19 protein-coding genes and 1 pseudogene are annotated in these 23,220 nt (G+C 64.6%); 6 read left to right on the forward strand and 14 right to left on the reverse strand.

The window, feature by feature from the left end; all coding sequences use genetic code 11:
* Position 1: 1 nt before the first annotated feature.
* Genes tssK through tssB form a run of 8 tightly spaced genes read right to left on the reverse strand, consistent with a single transcriptional unit; the run spans position 2 to position 8,996 of the window.
* Positions 2-1,339, reverse strand: a complete 1,338-nt coding sequence (tssK, locus tag BLA15945_RS04285; protein WP_174991565.1) for a type VI secretion system baseplate subunit TssK — start codon at positions 1,337-1,339, stop codon at positions 2-4.
* Positions 1,336-2,412, reverse strand: coding sequence for a type VI secretion system lipoprotein TssJ (gene tssJ, locus BLA15945_RS04290; protein ID WP_174991566.1), 1,077 nt, complete (start codon positions 2,410-2,412; stop codon positions 1,336-1,338). The genes tssK and tssJ overlap by 4 nt, the downstream gene beginning before the upstream one ends.
* Positions 2,409-3,761 carry a type VI secretion system-associated FHA domain protein TagH gene (gene tagH / locus BLA15945_RS04295; RefSeq protein WP_174991567.1) on the reverse strand — a complete coding sequence of 451 codons (1,353 nt, stop codon included), beginning with the start codon at positions 3,759-3,761 and terminating at the stop codon, positions 2,409-2,411. Before tagH ends, tssJ begins: the two co-directional genes overlap by 4 nt.
* On the reverse strand, positions 3,758-4,777 hold the full coding sequence (gene tssG / locus BLA15945_RS04300) for a type VI secretion system baseplate subunit TssG (RefSeq protein WP_174991568.1): 1,020 nt from the start codon (positions 4,775-4,777) through the stop codon (positions 3,758-3,760). Before tssG ends, tagH begins: the two co-directional genes overlap by 4 nt.
* On the reverse strand, positions 4,741-6,507 hold the full coding sequence (gene tssF, locus BLA15945_RS04305; RefSeq protein ID WP_174991569.1) for a type VI secretion system baseplate subunit TssF: 1,767 nt from the start codon (positions 6,505-6,507) through the stop codon (positions 4,741-4,743). Before tssF ends, tssG begins: the two co-directional genes overlap by 37 nt.
* Positions 6,508-6,526: 19 nt before the next feature.
* Positions 6,527-6,955 (reverse strand): type VI secretion system baseplate subunit TssE, encoded by a 429-nt coding sequence (tssE, locus tag BLA15945_RS04310; protein ID WP_174991570.1) that lies wholly within the window; start codon positions 6,953-6,955, stop codon positions 6,527-6,529.
* 15 nt (positions 6,956-6,970) lie between these two features.
* Positions 6,971-8,452, reverse strand: a complete 1,482-nt coding sequence (tssC, locus tag BLA15945_RS04315; RefSeq protein WP_174991571.1) for a type VI secretion system contractile sheath large subunit — start codon at positions 8,450-8,452, stop codon at positions 6,971-6,973.
* 40 nt (positions 8,453-8,492) lie between these two features.
* Positions 8,493-8,996 carry a type VI secretion system contractile sheath small subunit gene (gene tssB / locus BLA15945_RS04320; RefSeq protein ID WP_174991572.1) on the reverse strand — a complete coding sequence of 168 codons (504 nt, stop codon included), beginning with the start codon at positions 8,994-8,996 and terminating at the stop codon, positions 8,493-8,495.
* A gap of 472 nt (positions 8,997-9,468) precedes the next feature.
* Between tssB and BLA15945_RS04325 the strand changes: the two genes are divergently transcribed.
* From BLA15945_RS04325 to tssM, 5 genes are read left to right on the forward strand one after another with little or no spacing between them, the layout of a single operon-like run.
* Positions 9,469-9,927, forward strand: a complete 459-nt coding sequence (locus BLA15945_RS04325; RefSeq protein WP_174991573.1) for a hypothetical protein — start codon at positions 9,469-9,471, stop codon at positions 9,925-9,927.
* A gap of 11 nt (positions 9,928-9,938) precedes the next feature.
* Complete coding sequence (locus tag BLA15945_RS04330) at positions 9,939-11,501, forward strand: sigma 54-interacting transcriptional regulator (RefSeq protein ID WP_059234040.1); 1,563 nt, start codon at positions 9,939-9,941, stop codon at positions 11,499-11,501.
* The gene (gene vasI, locus BLA15945_RS04335) at positions 11,498-12,202 is read left to right on the forward strand and encodes a type VI secretion system-associated protein VasI (protein ID WP_174991574.1); all 705 of its coding nucleotides are present in this window, start codon (positions 11,498-11,500) and stop codon (positions 12,200-12,202) included. Before BLA15945_RS04330 ends, vasI begins: the two co-directional genes overlap by 4 nt.
* Complete coding sequence (gene tssA / locus BLA15945_RS04340; RefSeq protein ID WP_174991575.1) at positions 12,190-13,626, forward strand: type VI secretion system protein TssA; 1,437 nt, start codon at positions 12,190-12,192, stop codon at positions 13,624-13,626. The genes vasI and tssA overlap by 13 nt, the downstream gene beginning before the upstream one ends.
* A 15-nt stretch (positions 13,627-13,641) precedes the next feature.
* Positions 13,642-17,373 (forward strand): type VI secretion system membrane subunit TssM, encoded by a 3,732-nt coding sequence (tssM, locus tag BLA15945_RS04345; protein WP_174991576.1) that lies wholly within the window; start codon positions 13,642-13,644, stop codon positions 17,371-17,373.
* Positions 17,374-17,535: 162 nt separating this feature from the next.
* Here the strand turns inward: tssM and vgrG are convergent, their stop codons facing one another.
* The gene (gene vgrG, locus BLA15945_RS04350; RefSeq protein ID WP_174991577.1) at positions 17,536-18,024 is read right to left on the reverse strand and encodes a type VI secretion system tip protein VgrG; all 489 of its coding nucleotides are present in this window, start codon (positions 18,022-18,024) and stop codon (positions 17,536-17,538) included.
* Between the two features lie 323 nt (positions 18,025-18,347).
* Between vgrG and BLA15945_RS04355 the strand changes: the two genes are divergently transcribed.
* Positions 18,348-18,602, forward strand: coding sequence for a hypothetical protein (locus tag BLA15945_RS04355; RefSeq protein ID WP_174991578.1), 255 nt, complete (start codon positions 18,348-18,350; stop codon positions 18,600-18,602).
* Between the two features lie 153 nt (positions 18,603-18,755).
* On the opposite strand, the gene BLA15945_RS04360 is transcribed toward BLA15945_RS04355, so the two are convergent.
* From BLA15945_RS04360 to BLA15945_RS04380, 5 genes and pseudogenes are all read right to left on the reverse strand, one after another.
* Entirely contained in the window at positions 18,756-19,796 is a 1,041-nt protein-coding gene (locus BLA15945_RS04360; RefSeq protein ID WP_174991579.1) for an NAD(P)/FAD-dependent oxidoreductase, read from the reverse strand.
* A gap of 196 nt (positions 19,797-19,992) precedes the next feature.
* Complete coding sequence (locus tag BLA15945_RS04365) at positions 19,993-20,781, reverse strand: lysozyme inhibitor LprI family protein (protein WP_233464119.1); 789 nt, start codon at positions 20,779-20,781, stop codon at positions 19,993-19,995.
* Between the two features lie 455 nt (positions 20,782-21,236).
* Positions 21,237-21,803, reverse strand: a complete 567-nt coding sequence (phaR, locus tag BLA15945_RS04370) for a polyhydroxyalkanoate synthesis repressor PhaR (protein ID WP_059234033.1) — start codon at positions 21,801-21,803, stop codon at positions 21,237-21,239.
* Positions 21,804-21,921: 118 nt separating this feature from the next.
* Positions 21,922-22,662, reverse strand: a complete 741-nt coding sequence (locus tag BLA15945_RS04375) for a 3-ketoacyl-ACP reductase (protein ID WP_059234032.1) — start codon at positions 22,660-22,662, stop codon at positions 21,922-21,924.
* Positions 22,663-22,782: 120 nt separating this feature from the next.
* Positions 22,783-23,220, reverse strand: a pseudogene (locus BLA15945_RS04380) (acetyl-CoA C-acetyltransferase); the annotation flags it as partial.

Consider the following 23,220-nt stretch of genomic DNA (forward strand, 5'->3'; position numbering starts at 1 on the left):
GTCATTGACTCCGAATGGCCCAGAACTGGAGCTCCAGTTCCGGGAAGTCGCCGGTGATGTGGAAGCCGAAACCGTTGGCGCCCTTTTGCATCAACTTTTGCCAGTTCGGATGCGTGCGATCGAGCTGGAAGTAGGTAAAGCCGGCATGGAACGGCAGGTGGCGCGGTGCCACCGGCAGCGGGCTGAGTGGAATGCCGGGCAGTTGCAGACGGATGAGATCGAGCAGCGTTTGCTGGGAAGCGACCTTGGCCTGTTGCAGGAAAAGCTGGCGCAACTGGTCCAGCGGCATGCGTGCGCGCACGGCGAGAATGAATTCCGCACTCTGCATAAGACTGGGGTCGCGGACCTGGGCGGTAAGTACGCCATGGCGCTCCTTGACCAGCGGCAACGACTCGGCGCGCGGTTGCAGCACGGTGCTGAGCACGCGGCGCAGGGTTTCCTGCAGCAGGTGGAAAGTGGCCTGCGGGTTGTCGTGCTGGTAGGCCGGAAATTCCGGCGGCACGCGCGCCTCGTCGGTGAAAGTGACGAGTTCGCCGCAGGCCTGGCCGCACGCGAGGTAGGCGTCGAGCGGATGCACGTCGCTGTCACGCGCCAGATGCCGGAACAGGTGCTGCCAGCGGTTGAGCGCTTGCAGCAGGTTGAAGTCGGTGACGTCGGCGACGCCGGCCTGGCCGGGCGAGCCAATGCGCTCGGCGATGCTCTTGGCGCGCTCGTGCGCCAGCGCAGCGATTTCTTCCATGAAATGCGCGAGCTGACTGATGGCTCGCAAGTGCAGGCCGGTAACGTGGAAGCCGCTATCCATCAGCAGGCTGCCATCGGGGCGGCGGTCGAGAATCCGGCCGATGGCCAGACCGGTGAAGGCGCTGCGATCGTCCCGCTCCAGCGCGAGTTGCAGGTTGGGTACGGCCATGGTCACGGCGACATGGTTGCCCTGATGACTGTGGGTGTCGCGCACGTCTTCGGAGCGCGCGACGTAACGGGCATTGGCATAGGCGTCCGGCCAGCGGATTTCGGCCATGCCGTCGGAGCGCAGCGGCAGCGTGAGATAGACGGTCTGGTTGGCGGCGCTGGCATCGGTGATGTCCAGCGGCTCCGGCGGCGGCTGGTCGTGCGGGATGTCGAACGCAGTGCCGTCGGGCAGGATGCCGCGCGCACGCACGATTGCGATCTTGCCGATGGCTAGGAAATCCTGGTTCAACACCAGCTCGGCGAAACCGTAGCCGTACTTGCGCCCCAGACGGACGTTGACGTAGTGCTCGAGGTAGCGACTGGTTTGCTGGAAATGCTGGGGCTTGACGAAGAGCCCTTCGTTCCAAGCGACGGGATTACGGGTGGTCATGGTTGCTGGCTCGTTTGGGTGGCCGCCTCGCGGGACAGTCCGCGGGACAACTGCTGCGGACGAGAGGCCGGCTTGCGCAACAGGCCCGGCGCGCTGTCGGTCGGTTCGCGCAGCGGGTCCCGTGCGCGATCGGTCGGTTCGCGCAACGGGACCGGCGCGCGGTAGGCTTCGTCTGTGATGGTGACGCGGGTGTCTTGCAGGGTGACCAGCAGGGCGTATTTGCGCCCGCGCGGTTCGAGCCGGAAAACTTCGTACCGGCGGATCGCATTGACATCGTGGAAGGCGGCTACGACAGCCACATAGCGAGCCTTGTCCTCGATGGGACTGAAATCGACGTACTTGAACTGGCCCGGTGCGAGGGTGTAGTCGTCCGCGGCAATAAAGGTACTGCCCAGCGCCTTCTTGGGGTTCTTGCTGACGAGATCGAGGTCGGCGTTTTCCAGCATGCTGTCGTCCTTGAGCTGGAGCACCTGGAAGGCGATAGGTGTGGCGGCAGTGCTGAACGCTGGCGCTGATGACTTTGGTGCCAACGCCAGTGCGCTCGCTGCGGCCAAGCTGTCGCCCTTGCGGTACTGGCCCAGGTTTGGCTCGACGCCGGGCGTGTCCGCGAGCGGCAGGCTGCGGCGAAACCGCCCGTCCGGCGGCAAGGGTGGCTTGCTGGTGGGCGTGACGGTGAGGGAATTCGGAAGCGGCCGCCCAGTGCCATGCGTCGGCAGTGGCGCCACACCCTCCTCGCCCTGCAAATGGTCCAGCAAGGCGCGCAAGCCGCTGATGAGCTCGCCCTTGGTGGCGCCGTTGAAGCTGACGGAATACGGGCCCTCCCCGACCAGCTTCTCCTCGGTCGGTTCATCGATCGCGGCGGCGCTGTCGGCGACCGACGCGCTGACAGGGTTGGGATTGACGTCGGCGCTGGCGTACAGGCTGAGAGCGATCTGGGTGGGCTGATCGTCAGGTGCGCCCACCGGGATGGACGGGTCCATCAAGACCCTGCCCGTCTTCTTGAACACATTGCCCACGGTGTTGCAGCCGGCGAGCAGTGTGCCGGCGAGCAGGAGCGCGAGGCTTCGCTTCATGGCGCCTCAGCACGCAAGGCCTGATCGTAGGCCTGATCGAAGACCTCCCAAAACAATTTGTCGAAGCCTTGCTGGCGCCCGGAGATCAGCTCCTCGTAGTAGTACCCGTACATTTGCCAAGCCCAGCCGTCGCTATTCGCCTGGCCTCCCTGCGGCGGTCGGTAACGAGTGAAGCGCCGTTGCAACTGCTCCGGTGAGAAGGCTTGCAGCAGCGCGCTGAGACCGGCGGTGATGGCCTGCTGGGTGGCCCGCTGCTGGAGCAGAAGCTGCGCCAGCGATTCCTCGATGGCTGCCGCCGGCGACAAATGAACGACGCTGCGGTCGGCGGCGAACATGGCGCGTACGGTGTCCGGGTAGCTTTGCCCCAGACGCAGGGGGTTGTCTTCGATGGGTTGCAAGGTGCGCTGGCGCTGTCCGTGCGCGCCGCCGTGCAAAGCGCTCAGGCCGCTGATGGCCGCACTGAGGCTACGGCCTGCCTCATGGAGAAGCGCGTAGGCTGTTTGCGCATCCAGCGCCCCCACCGGTGCGCCGAGCCCTTCGATCAGCGGATTGACCAGGCCGGCCGGATCATGGCCGTTCGCTTGCTGGGTATGCAGCCACTCGCGGGCGGCCGGGTTGTGGCTGTCGGACTCCGACATGATGGTTTCTCCTGACGCATGGATGGGCCAGCCGTAAACGGCTTCCTGAGCCGTGGCGGCAAGGTCGGCTTGGGCCGCCAGCGGCGAGAGTCCGTAGTGATGGGGGTCGAGCGGATCGAGCGAGGCGCGCTCGGCTGTACCCGCACTGCGCTGTGCCGCAAGGTCCAGCGCGTGCAGCGGGTCGAGCTGGCCCTGCGGCTGTGGCGGCTCGCTCAAGGCCCGGAAAGCGACCCAGTCGGGATTCGGCGCAACGGGAGGCTGCCCTTCGGGCGCCGCGTCGGGCAAGCCGTCCAGGTAGTCGTCGTGCAACTGCATCAACTCCTCGACGTCGTGCTGGGCCAGCACGCGGGACGGGTCCGGCAACGCGTGCTGCTCCTCGTCCAGGTGCACCGCTATGCGATACGGCCCCACGTGCAGGTTATCCGCGTCACGCAAGCGCGCGCTGGCGTGCAGGCCCAGGGGACGGGTCTGCTCGTTCAGCTGGGTGTAGCCGCTGCGATCGATGACGAGATAGCCGCCATCTTCGAAGCGGATTTCGCAGTGTTGAGGCTGCACCCGGCCGGCACGGTCGTGCAGCAGCCAACTGGCACCCTGCGAGCCGATGGTGCCACCGGCGGGGTCGAAGCTGTAGTGCGGCGCCGTGCCTTGCTGCAAGGCTTTCGGGTTGGCGACGACCAAGGCCAGGCGGGGCTCGGTGGATACCGTATTCATGCGCGTACCGTCAGTTGAACACGAGGCGGTCGGCGCAATGCAGGCTGTTCCAGAAAACTGGTCCAGCCCAGTTCGGTGCCGACCTCGCCCGAGAGGTTGAAGGAAGGATTTTCGTTTTCGCGCAGCGCCAGTTCGAGGTCGCACGGGGTTTGGTCACGCAACAGGAAGGCAACCAATAAACGCAAACGCTCGAAGTTCTCGCCGTGCGGAAGAAATTCGCGGAACCGCTGCTGGCTGAGGTTGGCGATGACGATGGTGAATTTGGCATGGCGCGTGCGCACGCTGTCGCCCACGCGGAAGCTCTCGCCGAGTTGGCCATTGAGGCAACCGAGCTGGACGCGATCGCCGGGGTCGATGTCGGCGTGGCGCAGCTCGAAATCGCGGATGTCGACGTCCTTGAGGTCGAAGCAGTGCGCGACCAGTCCGGCGACCATCGCGGGCGAGCGGCTGCGATGCACTACGGCACCGGCAAAACTGAGCAAACGGCTCCAGGCAATGGGCGTGTCACCCCGGGTGGCGGTGTTCTCCAGACCGATCAGCGCGAACAGGCGCTGCGAGAGCGGGTCACTGGCGCCGGGACGGAAGCGGATGTAGTGCCGGTACTTGCGCCATGCCTGGTGCAGCAGCGTCAGCAGGCGGTGATGGAATACGTCGAAGAACGCCGGACGGATGCCGATGCCCTGGCCGGCCTCGTATGCCAGCCGCTCCACGTAGTAAGACGGCAGTGGCGAGTCAGGACCATGCAAGCCGAGGAACGTGGCCTGCACTTCGTACTGGTGAGGCTCGCCCTGCGCCACGCGCCGAGCCAGCGACACGTCCGAGGCCGGGAAGCCCATGCCGGCATAGTTGCTCAGCTTGATGCGCTGACGTTCGGGATCGTCGCTGTCGGGCGATTCCAGGTCGTCGCCATGCAGCGCATGCAGCCGCTCCAGGAGCAAGAAGAAGTCGTGGTTTCTCGCGTCCGCCAGCAGCTTTTCGGTCAAATCAGGGCTTGGGTTCCGCTGCGCATGGGCCATGCGTAGTGCTCCTGATTGGTGATATTGATCGCCTCCATTACGTGGAAGGAAGAAATGCTGCTGTACAGCGCGAGGAAATGGCTCAGCACCGTGCCGAACAGGTAGAGGTCGCCTTCGCAGGAAAAACCCGCCTGATCGAGCTTGATCACGCTGCGGATGCCGCGGATCGGCAGCGCCTGGAACATGCGGTCGACCGGCGTGGTCACGACTTCCAGCAGCGCATCCAGGCGCTTCTGCGTGGCGCGGCGCCGCTGGATGTCGTGGTGAGCAGCGAAGTCGTACGCGCTGATGACGGCCTTCAACGGCTCGGCGGCCAGCAGCGACAGGTAGGTCGGCGATAGATTGGAGATGAGCCGCCACTGCAGGTTGCCGTCCAGAACGGGCCGATACGACGGGGTGGGCGCCGTCAGGTTGCGACTGCCGACGAAGGTGGGAACGTCGGGTGTGGGGATGCACACGTCCCCCACACCCAAAGCTAGTGGCAACTCGCGGTTGGTGCAGGTCAGCGACACCGAGACCGTCTCGTCGCGACCGATGTAGTCGTGCTCGTCGCCACGCACGAACGAGACACGGTGCTCGACACCGGCGGCGATGAGCGACGGTTCGATGCGGGTGCGGTAGTACAGCGTGGTGTGGCCGCGCTCGTAGTCGATCTGGTGGCGCAGCGACTCGAAGGGATGGTAGGTGCGCAACCATTCGCCGGACTTGCCACTGCCTTCGCCTTTCCAGCCATCGACGCTGTCGATACTGAAGATTTCGTAGGCGTCGGTCCGCTGCCCAGCGGGTTGCAGGCGATAGTCCACTGCTTTGCCGGTCAGCCGAACGGGCTCGGCCTCGTGTTCGAACAGGTTCACGGCAGGCGTGCAGTACAGCGCCAGGTCGCCCGTGCGAATGCGCACGTCCTCGGGCATGGGCCGAGTGAAAACGAAATCCAGGCGGATCTTCCCGATCTGCTCAGTGGGCCAAAGCGAACGTAGCCCGCGTATACCGAAGAAGAAGAACCGGCGTGGCAACAGGAAGTACTCCTGCAAAATACGGTAGCCGTCCAGTGCATTCTTCGGGTATGGAAGCAGCGCCTGATCGGGGGCGAAGCCGTGGAACAGCACCTGGCTGGCGGGGATAAAACGCACCTGCCCCGCAACCTCCATGCGGATTTCGCGGAGGTACTCGGCCAGCCACAGATAAAGCGTCATCGCGGTGTAGTCGTTGCCGCTCAGGTAGAAATCGAGCTGGTCGCAATCGTAGGTACTGGGCGGGCTTTGGCTGAGCGTGGCCAGATCCACGCGCACAGTCGATTTCTCCAGCGAGTGAGCATCGCTGACCTGATCGATCCGCAAGGGATAGATGGCCATGTCTGCACAGGTGCGAAACTCGCAGGAAATCCCGTCTACCTCGCGAGCGCGCATGCGTGTCCCCTTGGGAATCACATGGCGTCCCGTGATGGCGCGGTCCATCGGCAGGAACTGCACGATCGTGGCGCTGGGCAACGGACGCAGGTAGTTCGGCCACAGCAGTTGCAGCAACGGGTGGGTCAGCTCCGGAAAGTCATCATCGATCTTCAGGCGCAGCTTGGCCGTGAGGAAGGCAAAACCTTCCATCAGCCGTTCCACATCGGGATCGGTGGCCTCCTCTCCCAGGTATCGCGCGAGCTGCGGATTGTTGCGCGCGAACACCTGGCCGAGGCGGCGCATATAGTCGAGCTCTTCGCGAAACTTTCGCTTCAGTGGCATCAGCCCTCCTGGCTGGGTACTAGATCACGTCGATCCAGCGCTCCCGGTGCTGGACGAGCAGATCGATCTGCACGTCCTCCGTGCTGTCGTTAACTGGCACCAGGCAGTGCAAACGAAAATGCAGCGGACCCGCCTGGCCGTATGCGGTGACGGGATGAACGTTCAGCACCTGGACTCGAGGTTCGTAGGCCATGACCGCGGCACGGACGTCCTGGCATACCTGGTGGCGCAGGTCCATCTGGCTGGCCGCGGCGTCGTTCAGATCCCGCAAGCCGAAGCCAGGGCAGCTTTGCGAGCTGCCCTGGCGGCTATTGAGAATGCGCTCGAGGTGATCCTTGATGGCACCGATGCGCTCCGACGCCAGCGCCTGCCGCGTGCGCATGCGGCGCGGCGGCAGGTCTGGATCAAGCCGTTCAAACAGGCTGCCCTGGCCGGGGGAACGCGGCATGCGTCATCCTGTCCGTCATTCCTTGTCGAGCCGGCCGACCAGCGACAGGTCGAAGCTCGCGCCCATATACTTGAAGTGCGGGCGCAACGACAGGGAAATCTGGTACCAGCCGGGGCTGCCCGTCGCGTCCGTCACGACGACCTTGGCGGCACGCAACGGACGGCGGCTGCGCACGTCGGCGGAGGGGCTTTCCTGGTCCGCAATGTACTGACGCAGCCAGTTGTTGAGTTCGCGCTCCAGGTCCTGGCGCTCTTTCCAGCTGCCGATTTGTTCGCGCTGCAGCACCTTGATGTAGTGCGCCAGACGGTTGACGATGAACATGTACGGCAGTTGTGTGCCGAGCATGTAGTTGGTCTGTGCGGCCTGGCCTTCGGGCGTATTCGGAAAAACTTTGGGCTTCTGCACCGAATTGGCCGAGAAGAAGGCGGCGTTGTCGCTGTCCTTGCGCATCGCGAGCGGAATGAAGCCTTCCGCCGACAACTCGAACTCCTTCCGGTCCGAAATCAGCACTTCGGTCGGAATCTTCGCCTGAAGCTGGCCAAGCGACTCGTACAGGTGCACGGGCAGATCATCCACGGTGCCACCCGATTGCGGACCGATGATGTTCGGGCACCAGCGGTACTTCGCGAAGCTGTCCGTGATGCGGTTGCCCAGCAGAAAGACCGTGTTACCCCACAGGTAGTTGTGGTGCTGGCCGTCGATGGTTTCGCGATAGGCAAAGCTGCGAACCGGATTCTCCAGCGGATCGTACGGTTGGCGCAGCAGGAAACGCGGCATGGTCAGACCAAGGTAACGCGCGTCTTCCGACTCGCGCAGGCCACGCCATTTGGCGTGACGCGGGCCTTCGAAGATGTCCTTGACCTCTTTGAGGTTGGGGATGTCCTGGAAGGAATCCAGATTAAGCATCTCGGGGCCGGCGGCCGCGAGGAACGGTGCGTGTGCCATGGCGCCGACCGAGGCGACGTAGTTGAGCAGCTTGATGTCGGGTGCGGAGGGGCCGAATGTGTAATTGCCGACGATGCAGGCGACGGGCTTGCCGCCGAACTGGCCGTAACCTGCCGTGTAGATGAGCTTGTAGAAGCCACTGCGAGTGATGTCCGCGGCGCTCTCGAAGTCTTCCAGCAGTTCATCCTTGGTGGCGTGAAGCACGTCGATGAGAATGTTCTCGCGGAAGTCGGTGCCGACCACCAGTCGATGAAGTCCACGCCAGGCCGATTCCAGCTCCTGCAGGGCAGGCTGATGGAGGATGACGTCGATCTGCCTGCCGAGCTTCGCGTCGATCTGGGCAATCATTTGGTCGACCAACTGCTTGTTCACCGGCTGTTCGCGCGCATCGGTCTTGAGCATCTCGGCAATGAAGGCAGCCACGCCGCGCTCGGCAACGGCATAACCCTCCTGGGCGGGCTGCAGGCGAGTCTGCGCCATGATCTGAGCCAGCAGGCCCTCCTGTGCCAGCGCGTCCTGCTTTGGGACTGCAGCGGTTTGTGCTTGTGTCATTGTTATATCCTTTGCAAACGGGAAGAGGAACAGCGCAGCATCAGGCCTCGCCGGGTTCCAGCAACTGCTCCAGTTCCTTGGCCAGCTTGCCGCGGGAGGCTTCGTCACCAAGCAGAACCTGCAACTGCTTGCGGAAGGCCGGGATATTTCCCATCGGCCCCTTGAGCGCCACGAGCGCCTCGCGCAACTCGAGCAACTTGCGCATCTCCGGCACCTGGCGTGCGATGACATCGGGACTGAAATCCTCGATGGCGCTGAACTTCAGGTGGACGGGCAACGTGTCGTTCTCGCCACCCTCTTCCAGTACGGCCGGCGCATCCATCGTCAGGTCCAGGCCGAACTCGGACATCACGTTGTTGAAGTTGTCCTTGTTGATGCTGACAGCGGTACGGTCTTCGAGTGCGACGTCGCCCTCGCGCCCCTTGAAGTCGCCCGTCACCAACAGTTTCAACGGCAGTTCGACCTCCTCCTGCTCGCCGCCCGTTGCGGGAACGTAGCGAATGTTGATGCGTTCCTTCGGTGCGACCGATCCTTGCTTTGCCATAAGCCACTCCCATTCGAATTGAAGTCTTTGCAGCGCGAGATTCGATAAACCCTGGCGCATAGCGCACCAAGGCATATGCAGTGCGGAAGCGTGCCGGCCGAGCCAAGCCCTGTCGACCTGTCACCCTCTATGGCATACCGCAAAATCGCTTTCCGCCACAAACGACGAGGCTAGACGTTGATGGCGATAATTGAAATGAGACAGGTCTTATTTTTATTCAAAAATATCCCGTATTCGTTCGAGTACCGAATCCATGCAAATATCCCTCATAAATTTTCAGACTAATCCCATGGACGAATGAGTTATTGCCATGGTTTCCTCGCTAGCTTGGCCGCGTACTTATTTCAGGTGAATTGAAGGCGCCCTCACCAACCTTATTCAAATCCCTCGGCTAATACATTCGTTTGCATTATTAGCAATACGGAGACGCGTCTTCCAAGAAAACCTTTCCTGAAAAGGGGAGCTCGATTACATGATTGCGGTAGATCTCCCGGCGCTCTTCGAGCGTCTTAATGTGTTGTGTCGGCATGCCTTGGAAGAAGCGGGAAGCCTCTGCATCGGGCAGCGTGGCGCCGAAGTCACGGTGCCCCACCTGCTGTTCAAGCTGCTCGACCAGCCTCAGTGCGACGTGCGTATCGTGTTGCGCGTCGCGGGGATTGAGGTGGACAGCCGCTTGCAGCGCTTGCAGCAGCAATTCGCCCAGCGCTACAACGCCTCGCTGGAAGTGGCCGACAGCGCACGCGACGAGCTGCGCTCGCGCTGCATACGGCACGCCAATGGCGCACGCATGCTCGATGCGAGCATCGACGACGAACTGCTGCCGCCGCTGTCGCTCGCTGTCCTGCGGCAGCAGGCCAAGGGGGCGCCTTTCCAGCGCGCGGACCTGCGCTGGCAGGACGGCGCCTTTGTGGCCATGCTGCACTTGCACTGAGTGGCGCACGCATGGAAACCGTAAGCGTCGTCCTGCTGGCGCGCGAACTCGCGCAAGCGAGCACCATCGCCTCACTGGCAGCGGCCTGGCTGCGCGCCGCCTGCGATGGCACCGGTATCGAACAGGCGCTCTGCTACTGGCGCGAACGCCCGGGCGACAGGCTGCTGCCGATCGCCCATGCCCATGTGGCCGACGCCGCGGGCCTCACCTCGATATCGTTGGAAGAGCTGGACAATCCGCTGGTGTATTGCCTGACCAGCGCCAAGCCTTGCCATGTCGTGCAACTGGACGCCTTGGTCGAAGTCGGCGCCGGCTTCGACGCCTTGCGCGACCATCTCACCGCACGCGCCGCCCTGCTGGTGCTGCCGATCCATGGCCCGCAGCATGAAGTGGTGGGCATCTTCGCGTTGCTTGGCGCCGAGGCGGTTCTGCGCACCTGGCAGGCAAATCCGATCTGGCAGGAGCTGGTCAGGCTGCATCACGTGCTGATGGCGCGCCTGCTGGCGTCGTCCGACATCCACCGCATCGAAGAACAACGACGAAACGAGATCGACCAGGACCGGACACGCGCCGCTCGCTTGCTAGCCGCGGACTTTGTCGGTGTCGGGTCGACGGCCCGCCAACTGCGCGAAGACATGCTGCGGCTGGCCGACTCGTCGCTGTCCTTGCTGATCACCGGAGAAACCGGCTCAGGCAAGGATCATGCAGCTTGGCTGATTCACCAGGCCTCGTCCCGCCGGGGCAAGTTTGTACCGGTGAACTGTGCGGCGATTCCGAAAGATCTAATCGAAGCCGAGTTGTTTGGCGCAGTACGCGGCGCCTACACCGGTGCTACTCAGGCACGGACGGGGCTGGTGGCCGAGGCCGATGGCGGAACCTTGTTTCTCGACGAAATCGGCGATATGCCGCTGGAACTGCAAGGTACGCTGCTGCGTCTGCTGAACGAGAAAACCTACCGACCGATAGGCGCAACGCGCGAGCAGGCGTCCGACTTCCGCCTGATCTGCGCCACCCACCGTCCCCTGCCCGAACTCGTGCGCAACGGTGCGTTCCGCGAGGATCTGTATTTCCGCATTCGCCAGCGTGTGCTGCGCATCCCGCCCCTGCGCGAACGCCCTGAAGACATTCCGGCACTTGTCGCGCACGTGCTGCTGCAACACAACCGTGAATGCCAGGGCAACATCGCCGGCATTTCCGCGAGCGCGCTGGCACGCCTGCAAGCCCACTCCTTTCCGGGCAACGTGCGCGAGCTGCGCAGCCTCGTGCTGGCCGCAGCCGAGCGCACGGCGCCTGGCAAGCACATCCGCGGCGACCTGCTGGCCGACCTGGAAGAAGACCTACCGCTAACGGCGGGCGCGCCGCCGTCGACGACGGTATCAGCACTCCAACAGCTCCTGCACACAGACAACTTGCCGGAAGCCTTGCAGGACTTCGAGCGCCTCGTGGTCGGCGAACGGCTGCGCCGGGTCGAGGGGTCGCGGCGCGAGGCGGCGCTCAGCCTCGGCATCCCCAAGCGCACGCTGGCACGCAAATGCCTGGAATGGAATTTGAATGGAGAGGAACGCTCATCATGAAATCGATCAGCCTGGCGTTGCTGTCAGCGGCAGCACTGGCCGGTTGCGACGGAGAACACTCCGCCGTCGCCGCGAACAGCGACTGCACCACCATCGCATCGCCGCAGAAACGGCTGGCCTGCTTCGACGCCAAGGCAGGTACCCCACCACCGCCCACATCGCCACCGGCCGCACTCCAGGCCAAGGCATCCGCGGCCGCGCCAACCACCACGCCGGCCAGCGCGAAGCGCCCGGACATCACCGACCTGGTCCAATCCAACGAGGCCAAGCGCCACGCCGACGACACCGGCTTGCTGCTGATGCGCACGCCGGAAAAGATCCCCGGCCAGGACAAGGTGGTTATCTCGGCTCCGGCGCTGGGAGGCTCGACACCCGCCCCGATACTCGCGATCAGTTGCCTGCAAAACATCTCGCGCCTGCAACTGCTGACCGTCGACGCATTGCCCTTCAACCGCGCCAATCTACGGCTGCTGGTGGACGGCCGCCCCGTGTCGACCAGCCAGCCGTGGCAGGTCCTCGATGACGGTACGGTCACCGATGCGGGACGCGGCCTGGTGGCGATCGAGCAGCTGCGCCACCTGGCCCGGCCAGCACAGCGCCTGCAGATCGAGAGCGACCAGGGCCCCTTCAACGGACTCGTCTTCGACGTCTCTCGGCTCCATGAGCAACTGGTCCAGCAGCGCGAGGCATGTCACTGGTGAAACTGCCCGCCCCGCTGGACCTCGATACCTTGCTGGCGCCGCTCGACCCGCGCCGGCCCGCTGGCGTTTTTGATGACGAAGACGACGTTTACCAAGGCATCGACCACGAAATGGTCAAGCTCGGCAGCCTGCAGGAGGCGACCATCGATTGGCCCTATGTCGACGAAGCCGCGCAGCACTACCTGCGCAGCCAGTGCAAGCACTTGCGCGTTGCCGGGCATCTGCTGACCGCTCGCGCGCGCACGCGCAGTTGGCGCGGCTGGGCCGAAGCCACCGGCGTGCTGGCCGGCATGGTCGAACGCTACTGGGAAACCAGCTATCCGAAACCGGGAGCCACCGGCTACCTGGCCAAACGAAGGTTGGCGGGGCAACTGCTGGAACGGTTGGCCGACAGCTTGGCCGCGTTGGAAAGCACCGGATACGGCGAAGAGTTCTACAAGGCCGGCCAAGCCGCACTCGATAGCCTGCAGCGCTGCGCTGAAAGCGCCCGGCTCGACGTGCCCACCCTCTCCAGACTGGAGGCGTTGCTGCGACAAAAAGCCGAAGTATTGCGCGCGCCAGAGCTGGCCGACACCAAGCTCGACGCGCCCACGCGCGGCGAGGTGCTATCGGACGCCTTCTTCACGCCGGTTCTGCCCACGCCCGCCAACGAGCGTGAGGGCCGCAAGGTGCTGCTGGCCACGGCGGAGATCATCAACCAGCAAGACCCATACGACCCCACTGGTTACTTGCTGCGGCGATTTGCCCTGTGGACCCACCTGACCAATGCGCCGTCGGCACGCAAACACCACCAGACCGAACTGATGGCCGTGCCCGCCGACGTCGCCGAAGGGTATGCGGAAGCACTCAGCGCCAACGCTGTCGACCCGGTGCTGTTGCAACGCGTCGAACGCAGCGTGACGACCTCGCCGTATTGGCTGCGCGGCAGCTACCTGGCCGCCGGCATCGCCCAGCGCCTGGAGATGCCGCTGGTAGCCGAGGCCATCCGTCAGTCGACCGAACGCTTCGTCACCCGACTGCCCGCGCTGGGAAAACTGGAATTCATCGATGGACGTCCGTTCGTGGACGGAGAAACCCACGCCTGGATCAGTGGCGCGCACGCGGCCGGCACCATGGCCGCCACCGGTCGTGACTACGCCGGAGTCCGCGACGAACTGCACGGCCTGCTGGAAGCGCAAGGTGTCGAGTCCGTGCTGCGTCGGCTCGAAGCGATCCAGCAGGAAGCCGCCGACTTGCGGCACCGCTGCCACGTCATGGCCATCGCTGCCGAGCTGCTGCGGCCACGCGGCCTCACCTGGCTGGCGGATGGTTTGTTCGTCCGCGCATATCGGGCCATGCAGCACGCGTCGGCGCCCGAGTGGGAGCCCGACCTCTTCAGCCTTCTCGAACGACAACAGCCGGATGCCTCGGGGCACAAGGATTAAACAGGGAGCATCGTCATGTGGAACATCTGGTCCAAACTGCAACGTTACGGCCAACTCATCTTGCGCTGGGGGCGGCATGGCGCCCCCCTGCTGCAACTGCTGCTACTGGCGCTCGCGCTGGCCACCATCTGGTGGTTGGGACCCAAGTGGAGCTGGGGCGAGCATCGCCCCCTGGCCAGCCTGCCCGCGCGGGTGCTGGCGACGGTCGTCATGCTGATAGTGCCGCTGCTGATATGGGCGCTGCGCCTGCGCAAGCGCGCCATGCGCCTGGAGGCCGAACAGCACCATGTGGAAGAGCAACAGACCGATCCATGTCTGCGTTACGTCGAAGCGCAGGAGCGCGACCTCGATCACAGCCTCGAGATTCTGCAGGCCAACCTCAAGGGCCTGCAGGCGCGATACCAGTTGCCCTGGTACCTGGTGCTGGGCCAGGAAAACTCCGGCAAAACCAGCTTCGTCAACCGCTCCGGACAAAGCTTCTCCCTCACCCGCGAAATGAAGGCCGGCAGCCGACGCCTGCAAGACGATCCGGACAAGCTCTACGCCATCGACTGGTGGATGGGCGACCAAGCCATTCTCATTGACCCGCCGGGTGAACTGATCAGCCAGCCGCGGATCGAACCGTCCCCCACTCCCGGCGACGCGGAGGACGAAAGCTCGCCCGTGCTGCCCGCGCGGCTGGCCCGCCACGGCGCGCTGCCCGAAGACATCCACGCGCGGCTGTGGGACAGCTTCGTTGGCTGGCTCGGCCGCAACCGCAGCCGCCGGCCGCTCAACGGCGTGGTGCTGATGGTCAGCCTAGAAACCCTGGCGCACCAAGCCCCAAGCGACCGCCAGGCGCTCGCCGCGGTGCTGCGTGCGCGCCTGGCCGAACTGAGCCGGCAGCTCGGTACACGGCCGCCGCTGTACGTGGTGCTCAGCAAGTTCGACCTGCTGGAAGGCTTCGAAACGCTGTTCGCGCGGCTGCCCAAGTCCGTGCGCGAAGATCTCTGCGGCTTTAGCTTCACACTGGATGCAATCCAGCGCTACGACGCCTGGCTAAGCGAGCTCGGTACGAACTACGATGCCTTCCTCGACCGCCTGAACGAGCAGGTGTTCGACAGCCTGGCCGACGTGCCCGACGTAGCGCAGCGCGAGGCACTGTACTCGCTCACCCGACAACTGAGCGGCCTGCGGCCCCTGCTGCTGGGCTTCCTTGCCGACGTGCTTGGCAGCGATCGCTATGTCACGCCGGCACTGCCGCGCGGCGTGTTCTTCTCTTCGGTCTATCAGCAGGGTGTGCTTAACAACGCCTTCCTCACCACCGCTTCGCAGACCTATTCATTGCGTGGGCCGGTCAACTACATGCAGCCCAGCGGGCGCTCCCTGGTTTACTTCGCTCAGCACCTGTTCCAGCGCGTCATCTACCCAGAGTCCGGTCTGGCCGGCGACAACCCCAAGGTCATCGCCGAGAAGAAACGCGCGCTGGCCCTGCGCTTTGGCGTAGCGTCGCTGGGCAGCGCGCTCGTGATCGGCGCGTGGTACCACTACTACGCACTGAATCGCGACAAGGCCCTTAGCGTGCTCGAGCGCAGCCGCGCGTTCAGCACCCACGCCATCGACGGCACGCTCGACCCTACCGGCCGCAATCTGCTGCAACCGCTGGACCAGATTGGCAGCGTGGTCGCCGTCTACGGCAACTATCGCGATGCTTGGCCGGTCGTGGCCGACCTTGGCCTGTACCAGGGTCGTACCATCGGCCCCAAGGTCGATCAGGCCTACCTGACCCTGCTGTCACAGCGCTTCCTGCCGGCGCTGGCCAGCGGCGCGATGAAAAAGCTGGACGGCGCCGGGACGGACAGCGACACGCAACTGGCTGCGCTGCGCGTCTACCGCATGATCGAAGACCGGCCCAATCGCCGGCCACCCGTGGTCGAAAACTGGATGGCCGCGCACTGGCAAACGGCCTTCCCGGGCGAGGATGGCGTACAGCGTGCACTGATGCGCCACCTGGACTACGCCATGAAATACGCCGACACGCGCCTGCCGCAATACCAGGAGCCTGTCGCAGCCGTGCAGCGCGAACTGCGCACCATCCCGCTGCCGCAGCGCGTCTACATGACTATGCGCCGCCAGGCCAGCGCAGCGCTGCGCGCGCCGCTCGACCTGCGCAACGAAATCGGCCCGGCCTACGACATCGTGTACGAACCCGAAGCCAGCGCGGGCGGCAAACAAGAGACACCGCTCACCAATGGCCGCATCGACGCCCTGCTCACCGCCAAGGGCTACCGCAGCTACTTCGCCCCGCACAGCCAGGATATTACCGAGCTGGCCATGATCGACCAGTGGGCCCTCGGCGAGCGACGCAACGTCGACTACTCCGAAGCCGACAAGCAAGCACTTGCCGATCGCATCCGCGCGCTCTACAGCCGCGATTACGTCGACACCTGGCAACGCAACCTCAATCAGATCGCCGTGCGCGACTTCCAGGACATCGGCCAGGCCGTCACCATCCTGGGCAGCGTCACCAGCCCGGCCGCGCCGCTGCGGCGCTTGATCGAAACCGTGCGCGACAACAGCGAACTTGGCAACCCGCCCGCGGCCGGCGCCAGCACCATCACCGAAGCATCACAACCCAAGGCCGCCACGCTCACCGACAAGGTGGACACGCTCACGGAGCCCGAAGCCCCGCCGCTGCCGGTCATCACCATCGCCCGTGCCTTCTCGCCGATCAGCCAGTTGCTCGAAGCCAAGGGCGACCGCCCTCCGTATCTCGACGAAACCATGCAGGCCATCGGCGCCGTGCAGGATAAAGTGCGCACCGTGCATGACAGCCCGGACCGCGGCAAGGCCGCGCTCAACTTCGTGCTCGAACGATTCGGCCAGAAAGGTCCCGATCCCGTCGCCAACCTGCAGCGCATCGCCGGCGGCCTGCCCGAGCCGTTGAGACATCAGGTCGGCAAGCTGGCCGACGAGTCGTCGCGCATCGTCCTTGTGGAAGCCCTGCGCGAGCTGGAAAAACGCTGGGATGCCGACGTGTACCGCTTCTATCACGAGCGCCTTGCTAACCGCTACCCGTTCAACCCGACCAGCCGAGAAGAAGTCTCGCTCGACGACTTCACTGCCTTCTTCGCACCGCAGGGGCGCCTGCAACAGTTCCGCGACAAGTACCTGAACCTGTTCATCGAGGACAACCTGGAGGCCCTGTACTCCGAGCGCCTGGGCGGCTATCTGGTGCGCGCCGACGTGCTCACCCAGCTCGACGCCGCCAATAGAATCCGCGATGCCTTCTTCAACAGCCGCGGGCAACTCGGCGTGCAGTTCTTCGTCGAACCCCTGGGCCTGGCCGCCAACAAGCGCAGCAGTTCACTCAGCGTCGAGGGACAGCTGATCTCCTACAACCACGGCCCCACCACCAGCACGGCCGTCATCTGGCCAAACACCCTGGCGCCCAGCAACGAAAGCCGCATGACTCTGGTCCACGCCGGCGGCAGCAGCAGCGGGCTGATCTACCGCGGCCCGTGGTCGCTCTACCGTCTGCTCAGCCAGGCCCGCCTCAACGGCGCCACCACCACCAGTGTCGACCTCAGCTTCGCCGCGGCGGACGGCGGCGTGCGCTACCGCATCAGCACCGAGAAGGCCAACAACCCCTTCACCCAGCCGCTGTTCAAGGGCTTCGCGCTGCCGCGCACGCTGCTGCAGGACGAGCGGCGTGCGGATGCGTCGGCGAGCGGACTGGGTAAAATCGCACGTCAGAACGGCGACTGATCGCATGCGGGCCGCACAGCGGCCTGCCCTTGACGCTAGAGAAAGCACACGTAAACGATGAACTCGTCGACCTAGCCCCGTTAACGATTAGCGGCATCGCCTTGCGCACCGACAACAGCGAGGCCGGGCTGGTCAAGATCCAGCAACATTGGAGACAATTTTTCAGGCAAAGCGCCCTTCAACAAATCGGCGCCCGCGAAGGCGCGCCGATCTGCGAGGCCTACCTCGACTACGAAAGCGATGCCGAACTGCTTGCCCCACCTCCGGATCGCCATCCAGGTTGACGACGATAACTTCCTGCCCGATGCGCGGGATCGCCATATGCCCCCACGTCGCACCTGCCCAGTTCTGCGCAACCTGGATCCAGCACGAGCTGTGCTCGTCGTGCTTGCCCTCGCGACCCCACGGGAACTGCACCTTCACCCGGCTGAATTCGCCGATGTAGATCTCTTCGCCTTCGGGGCCCACCACCGTCGCCGGCTGCGGGCCGTCGATGCGCGGGCGCCGCAGCGGCTCGGCGCGCCATTCCGCGTCGTCGGGCATCAGCATGGCTTCAGTGCGTGCCCTGCTGCGCGTCGGCGCTCTCCTCCCCTGGCTGCTGTATTGCTTGCCGTGATGGACGATGCTCACCGGACGCCAGCCGCGGTTCATGAAGAGATTTACCGGGCCATTTTTTTGCCCGCCCGGGCCACGAATGGCCCGATCTGGATCATGGTCTATTCGTTCGGATAACCAACTGCTTGACAGATGTTGCCGAAACACATCAGACAATGCACGCCGTTGCCCCGCACGCGGTTCGCCCTGTTGTAGCGGCAGCCGCCGGAACACTATGCGGCGCTGGTGTCACTTCAAAGCAGGGAACAGTCGATCCGCCAACTGCTGGTCGTATCGCGCAAGACCCGCCCGAATGCTGCCAGCCACTGTGCGAAAATCGAAGCCTCCAGTCTCTTCACTCCACCCACGACGGGGCCCGCATGACCACCCACATCACGATCGAATTCACCGAACACGCCTCAGAGGCCATCGGAGAAGAAACCAGCACCAGCTTTTCCTACGATCAAGGCGCGCACGTGCCGCAACCGGGCGATTTCGTCGAACTCGAGAATTCGCGACAGACGTTTCTCGTGATCGGCCGCGTGTTTTCGCTCAAGGCAAACTACAGCGCCGTCAAGCTCGTGCTCGACCTCCCGCCGTCGGACGACGATCAGGATTACGGTCCGGCGCACTGAACGACGGCGAAACGCATCGCGCCCGTCTGAACCGATGCCCATGTGCAGCGCCGGCCCCGGCGTTGCATGCTGCGTCTGGACGCACATCGATCTCTCCGCGCACCGACGGCGTCACCCGTGGCCGGTCGATCGCTACCCCGTTCCTCGGGCGATTTACGTTTCAACGATCGCGCTCGCGGCCTGTCGGCCGAGCCGTGGCGCCAGGATCACACCGGGATGAGCGACAACGGCGTACACACCTGCGACACCGGTCAGAAAACCATTGATCGGAGATCCGTCGTTCGTCATCGGCCGAGGTGCCGACTTGACAGACACCGGCGTGAGCGCAGGCGGATCGGCAAACAGCGACGAAATCGCCAATGCCGTACGGGCAGCCAGCGCATCAAGCCCGCTGTCGCCTTCGTCCGGAGGATCAGCGGCCGACAGCAGGCCACCCGACGGCCCGACACGCACTTCGAGGTCCTGTCCGTAGAGCAAGCGGCTGACGAGACCCGGCACGGTCGCAAAGTGCATCAACACGGCCGGCTCCTCGTGAACGGGCAGCGATATGCCCAGACCTGCTGCAAGCGAAACCGCCGACGCCGCATTCGCCAACACGACGACATCGGCCGCCACGTGCCCGCGTGCGGTACGTACGCCGGCGGCACGTCCGTTGCGCATTTCAACCGCGTCGACCCCGCAATCGCAGATGACCTGCGCGCCGGCAGCTTGTGCACCTGCCAGCAATCGACGCGTCAACTCGCCCGGCTCGACCACGAAGTCGTCCGGCGCCCACGCAACCAGTTCGGGAAGCTGCACGAGACGCGGCTCCATCGCGGCAACCTGTCGACGCCCCAGCGCTTCCATGCGCACGCCGGCCGCACGCTGCTCGTCGATCAGCGCGGCTGTCTGCGCGTCGGTGTCGAGCCACACGAGCGCGCCGCGCGTTGTGACCGGCAACGGACCCAGTTCGTGCTCCAGCCGTGCAAACTCCGGGAGCGCCGCGAGCGTCCGGGCGAAGCGGGACGGGTTTTCGGACGGAAGTGCGCTGCCGGTCCCCACCCAGCCGAACGACCAGCCGGTCGCACCGCCTGCTGGCGCAGCCTGTTTTTCCAGCAGCGTGACCTGTGCGCCCGATCGCGCAAGATGCCACGCGGTGGACGCTCCAACGATGCCTCCACCGACGATGACGACGCGAAGCGCGCGATTCCCCATGACTGAAATTCGAAGGTTGCGGGGCTTCGACTATACCGGCCGCCCTTCTCCCTCGCTGTGCGGTTGCCTGCATGCAACCGATCGTGCGGAACGATCCCGCGCACGCGTGCGTGACATCGGCTGTGCGTGAAGCCTCTCGACGAACAACAAAAAAGCCCGCCGTGGCGGGCCTTGCTCGAACACGCAACGCTGCACGTCACCGCACATCCGGAAACACCGACGCAGTCAGGCACCGTTCGAACCAAATCGCATCGTCCCCGTCGCCGATCGGCCACATTTCCGCATCCAGTTGCGGCATGCCCGCGGCCGGCGCAGGTGCGCGGCCATCCACGCCGGACGCGCCCGCCCGCACCCATCCGGACTGCGCGCCGCCGCCATCGCACGATTGCGCATGCGCTTGCGCTTCGCAGAACGCCACCGGACGCACCTTCCCGCCGACGGCCGCGCTCACCGAGCGGTATTGATAGACCGCACCGGTCGCCCAGTCCTCGCTCTGGCTGCAGATCCGCGCACGGTGCTGCACGTGGACCGCGCCGAAACACGCGTACGAAACGTGCTTGCCACTCGCATCGTCGGGAATGAAATCGCAGTTGCCATCGAAACCGGTCAACGGGCCGCCGCTGTATTTTGCGAGCCATTGCCGCTCGGCCAGCGCCCGCGCGATCAGCCCTTTACCCGACTGATCGGCCAGCAACGCCGTGCGCCGGTCGATGGCCTTGCGCACTTCGTCGACAGCCAGCGGCCGGCCATCGTAGTCGGCGTCGAGACGGTTGTTGCGCGCGTCGATCCAGCGGCGCTGGCTGCGCACGAGCATGTCGCGGATGGCGGCGTCCGGCGCAGCCTTCAGCGCGCCCGCATAGGCCGAATTCATCCGCGCATCGGCTGCCCGCAGCGCGGAACTCGCGCAGATGCGCCTCTCGACCGGTTGCGCGGCCTTCGCGCAATCCATCGCCGAGGCCGGCAACGCCAGGCCAACGCCCAACATGAACATCGAAGCAAGACCGGCCAGCCTGCCGGCCGATGCCATTCGAATCCGTCGCATGCGCTCTCTCAGTCGGTTTGTTTTTCTCGGCCGCGCCGATCGACGCGGCATCGCCTATCCCGTCGTGACAGGAACCGGTACCGCGCGTCACCGTGCCGTGCCGCTTCAAGTGCGACAGGCACACACCCGGCCGGTACGAACGCACACGCTCAGGCGCGGCGTGCCCCGGCTTTCATTCGCTGGTGACTGGATCTCGATCGACTGGACAACGGTCATGCGCGCCCCTACCCGGCGCGCGCATCGGTGCCGACGATCAAGAACGACCGTCGGCGACATCTTCCAGCGGGCAGCGGCAACGCATCGTCATGCGCAAGCATACGATCGGCCACCTTGCCCGCCCTGCTTCGCGACACCGGCGCCGCCCGACAGCTCGCACCGCCGTGCCCACAATCGCAAAACTACTTCTTCTCCGGCTCCGACGCACCCGGCTGCTTGAACGGGAACGTGCTGAACATCGACTTCGCCTGATTCTGCATCTGCTCCTGCATCTGCACGAACATGTTCTTCGACTGCTCGATGTAGCTCGTCATCATCCCTTGCATCATCGGCGCCTGCATGTTCATGAACTGCGACCAGACTTCCGGATTCATCGCATTCGTGTCGTACATGTTCTTCGACTGATCCGCGAGCTTGTTCTGGATGTCGATGAACGCCTGGATGTTCTTTTCCAGGTACGTGCCCATCATGCCCTGCATCGCATGGCCGTAGAAACGGATGATCTGCGACAGCATCGACGACGAGAACATCGGCACGCCGCCGCTTTCCTCTTCGAGGATGATCTGCAGGAGAATGCTGCGCGTCAGGTCTTCGTTGGACTTCGCATCGACGACCTTGAAATCCTCCTGCTCCAGCACGAGCTGCTTCACGTCGGTGAGCGTAATGTACGTGCTTGTCTCGGTATCGTAGAGCCGGCGGTTCGGGTACTTCTTGATGAGCCGTTCGGCCGTCTTCTTTGTAGTAGTCATGTAACGCCTTTCAGTGCAGCGTAGCGCAAGTGACGAATCCCCGCCGCCCGAATCCGGGAGGCGGGGGCCTTCGGAACACACCCGGCTGCGCGGCCACCCGGCCCGCGCAGCCTGGGCGTCAGCCCATGTGCAGGCCGCCGTTCAGCGAGAAGTCGGCGCCCGTCGCGAAGCCGGAATCGTTCGACGCGAGCCACGCGACGATCGAACCGATTTCCTCCGGCCCGCCGAGACGTCGCACCGGGATCGTCGCGACGATCTTCTCGAGCACGTCGGGGCGGATCGCCTTCACCATGTCGGTGCCGATGTAGCCCGGCGACACGGTGTTGACCGTCACGCCCTTCGTCGCGACTTCCTGTGCGAGCGACATCGTGAAGCCGTGGATGCCGGCCTTCGCGGTCGAGTAGTTGGTCTGGCCGAATTGACCCTTCTGGCCGTTCACCGACGAAATGTTGATGATGCGGCCCCAGCCACGCTCGACCATCCCGTCGATCACCTGCTTCGTCACGTTGAACAGGCTCGTCAGGTTGGTGTCGATCACGGCCGTCCAGTCTTCATGCGTCATCTTGCGGAACACGACGTCGCGCGTAATGCCCGCGTTATTGACCAGCACGTCGATCTCGCCGACTTCGGCCTTGACCTTGTCGAATGCTTCCTTGGTCGAGTCCCAGTCGCCGACGTTGCCTTCCGACGCGATGAAATCGTACCCGAGCGCCTTCTGGTCCTCGATCCATTTCACGCGGCGCGGCGAGTTCGGGCCGCAACCCGCGACGACCTTGAAGCCGTCTTTCGACAGACGCTGGCAGATGCTGGTGCCGATGCCGCCCATCCCGCCCGTTACGTACGCAATTCGCTGAGACATGAATCTCACTCCATTTTTTGGTTTCGAGAGCTGCCGAGGCCCCCTCTGACTTCACGTAGCGCCGGCCGAAGCCGCAATCGGCCGGCGCCCGGATTCGATACGCCGGTGACGAATGACCGGTTACGGACGCTCGACCGCGAGCGCGACCCCCATCCCGCCGCCGATGCACAGCGACGCCAGCCCGCGCTTCGCATCGCGCTTGACCATCTCGTGCAGCAGCGTCACCAGGATCCGGCAGCCCGACGCGCCGATCGGGTGACCGATCGCGATCGCGCCGCCGTTCACGTTCACCTTCGACGTGTCCCAGCCCATCTGCTTGTGCACCGCCAGCGCCTGCGCAGCAAACGCTTCGTTGATCTCCATCAGGTCCAGGTCGCCCGGCGTCCAGCCCGCGCGCTCCAGGCACCGGCGCGATGCCGGCACCGGGCCCATGCCCATCACGCTCGGATCGACGCCCGCGTTCGCGTACGCCTTGATCCGTGCGAGCGGCGTCAGGCCGAGCGCCGCCGCCTTCTGCGCCGACATCACCAGCACCGCCGCCGCGCCGTCGTTCAGCCC

It is taken from the genome of Burkholderia arboris (genome assembly GCF_902499125.1).
In the GTDB taxonomy this organism is placed as follows: Bacteria; Pseudomonadota; Gammaproteobacteria; order Burkholderiales; family Burkholderiaceae; genus Burkholderia; species Burkholderia arboris.

Coding starts and splice junctions, on each gene's coding strand:
- tssJ (WP_174991566.1), bottom strand. CDS start 2,412: ATGAAGCGAAGCCTCGCGCTCCTGCTCGCCGGCACACTGCTCGCCGGC.
- phaR (WP_059234033.1), bottom strand. CDS start 21,803: ATGACTACTACAAAGAAGACGGCCGAACGGCTCATCAAGAAGTACCCG.
- tssF (WP_174991569.1), bottom strand. CDS start 6,507: ATGCCACTGAAGCGAAAGTTTCGCGAAGAGCTCGACTATATGCGCCGC.
- tssE (WP_174991570.1), bottom strand. CDS start 6,955: ATGCCGCGTTCCCCCGGCCAGGGCAGCCTGTTTGAACGGCTTGATCCA.
- tssC (WP_174991571.1), bottom strand. CDS start 8,452: ATGACACAAGCACAAACCGCTGCAGTCCCAAAGCAGGACGCGCTGGCA.
- BLA15945_RS04355 (WP_174991578.1), top strand. CDS start 18,348: ATGACCACCCACATCACGATCGAATTCACCGAACACGCCTCAGAGGCC.
- vgrG (WP_174991577.1), bottom strand. CDS start 18,024: ATGAACCGCGGCTGGCGTCCGGTGAGCATCGTCCATCACGGCAAGCAA.
- tssG (WP_174991568.1), bottom strand. CDS start 4,777: ATGGCCCATGCGCAGCGGAACCCAAGCCCTGATTTGACCGAAAAGCTG.
- BLA15945_RS04325 (WP_174991573.1), top strand. CDS start 9,469: ATGATTGCGGTAGATCTCCCGGCGCTCTTCGAGCGTCTTAATGTGTTG.
- tssM (WP_174991576.1), top strand. CDS start 13,642: ATGTGGAACATCTGGTCCAAACTGCAACGTTACGGCCAACTCATCTTG.
- BLA15945_RS04330 (WP_059234040.1), top strand. CDS start 9,939: ATGGAAACCGTAAGCGTCGTCCTGCTGGCGCGCGAACTCGCGCAAGCG.
- tssK (WP_174991565.1), bottom strand. CDS start 1,339: ATGACCACCCGTAATCCCGTCGCTTGGAACGAAGGGCTCTTCGTCAAG.
- BLA15945_RS04360 (WP_174991579.1), bottom strand. CDS start 19,796: ATGGGGAATCGCGCGCTTCGCGTCGTCATCGTCGGTGGAGGCATCGTT.
- tssA (WP_174991575.1), top strand. CDS start 12,190: ATGTCACTGGTGAAACTGCCCGCCCCGCTGGACCTCGATACCTTGCTG.
- tagH (WP_174991567.1), bottom strand. CDS start 3,761: ATGAATACGGTATCCACCGAGCCCCGCCTGGCCTTGGTCGTCGCCAAC.
- tssB (WP_174991572.1), bottom strand. CDS start 8,996: ATGGCAAAGCAAGGATCGGTCGCACCGAAGGAACGCATCAACATTCGC.
- vasI (WP_174991574.1), top strand. CDS start 11,498: ATGAAATCGATCAGCCTGGCGTTGCTGTCAGCGGCAGCACTGGCCGGT.
- BLA15945_RS04365 (WP_233464119.1), bottom strand. CDS start 20,781: ATGTTGGGCGTTGGCCTGGCGTTGCCGGCCTCGGCGATGGATTGCGCG.
- BLA15945_RS04375 (WP_059234032.1), bottom strand. CDS start 22,662: ATGTCTCAGCGAATTGCGTACGTAACGGGCGGGATGGGCGGCATCGGC.